This window comes from Microcoleus sp. BM001215392 (genome assembly GCF_036700185.1).
Lineage (GTDB): Bacteria > Cyanobacteriota > Cyanobacteriia > Cyanobacteriales > Microcoleaceae > Microcoleus.
On sequence record NZ_JAUBOJ010000727.1, the window covers coordinates 1 to 1,288 of the forward strand.

General features: G+C 44.8%; 1 protein-coding gene and 1 pseudogene. Both read right to left on the reverse strand.

Features of this window, described 5'->3' with window-relative positions:
- Positions 1-342: 342 nt before the first annotated feature.
- Entirely contained in the window at positions 343-678 is a 336-nt protein-coding gene (locus QT974_RS34470) for a XisI protein (protein WP_333472835.1), read from the reverse strand.
- Positions 666-1,082 (reverse strand): annotated as a pseudogene (locus tag QT974_RS34475) (element excision factor XisH family protein). Before QT974_RS34475 ends, QT974_RS34470 begins: the two are co-directional and overlap by 13 nt.
- Positions 1,083-1,288 lie beyond the last annotated feature (206 nt).

Consider the following 1,288-nt stretch of genomic DNA (forward strand, 5'->3'; position numbering starts at 1 on the left):
GGATGAGTTTTGGGTTGTATGGTAGGTGGAAGTTTGAGTCGTTTAATAAAGGCATGATTTTCCTGGTGCTCCTTATTAAGGGGGGACTGGATGTTGGTTGAAATTTATGGTTGAGTTGTTTAGTCTCGGAACGATCCCCCCTAGCCCCCCCTTAAGAAGGGGGGGACTGGATGTTCATTGAAATTGTGGGGAAGGGGCGATATTTAAGGGATTGTTTCAGAATTAGTTTATCGCAAATGATGTTTGCTCGACAACCAAGGGATCTCGCTCTTTTGGAATCAGTCAAAAAGTGCGATCGCCCTTTACCCCTATTTCTCAACCAAGGGATCTCGCCCTTTTATTTCAAGCAATTGCAAAATCAGTCAACTTCCGGTCTTCATAATGGTAAAAAGCCAGCACAATATCTTTTTGAAAAACCCCTCGATCCAGCAAATCCTGAGTCACGCCCTCCTCAGTTTCATCTCGTTCAATCCAGAGTTTACCCTCAAAAATTCGCAGATGCAGGATAGTGCTGTAAACTCGCCGATCGCCATTCCACCCAAAACTAACCAGTAAATAATGATCGCGATCCAGATCGTAAACCGCCGACATATCACTCTGCCCGCAACTAGGTTTGTAGCGGGCATATTCGTCGATTACTTCTCGCGCGATCGATCGATACTGAGTCAACTTTTCCATAGTACAATCTCCTCTAAGTCAGGATTGAAAACAATCAAAGGGAATTGTCGTTCTTTAACAAATTCCTGAATCGACGGACGTTGAAAAAAGTTTTCATAAGTGCGTTTTGGAATGGCAAGGTATAGAGTACGATCGGGCTCCAGCCGCGCCATAAAACTCGAATATAGATAGTATTGTCCAACGGCTCGTTCGAGATCGGTCACTGGGGAAGGACTGATAAATACCTTCACCTCAACAGCAATTTTTCGCTCACTCCTCTCGGCGGCAATTAATTTTTAGGCTCCTAGATCCGCGTAAACAGTCAAGTCTTCAAATCTAATAGTGAAAGGATCGTGAGTAATTGTCCAGCCGTCTTTAATGAGAGCGGCTTTAACGACATTATGGTAGATATCTAGGCGTGGCATAAACTAGCTCAAAACACCCCTCTAATCTAGTATACACTGGTGCAATAGTGCAATACAAACTGAATATCTCGCCATTGCCCTTTATTTCGGAAGCGGAAATAAAAGGCGATCGCCCTTTGGAATAAGTCAAAAAGTGCGATCGCCTCAATCAACCCATTCAACTCCCCTCCCTTCATGTCCCCCCCGACCTAAGGGGGGCTAGGGGG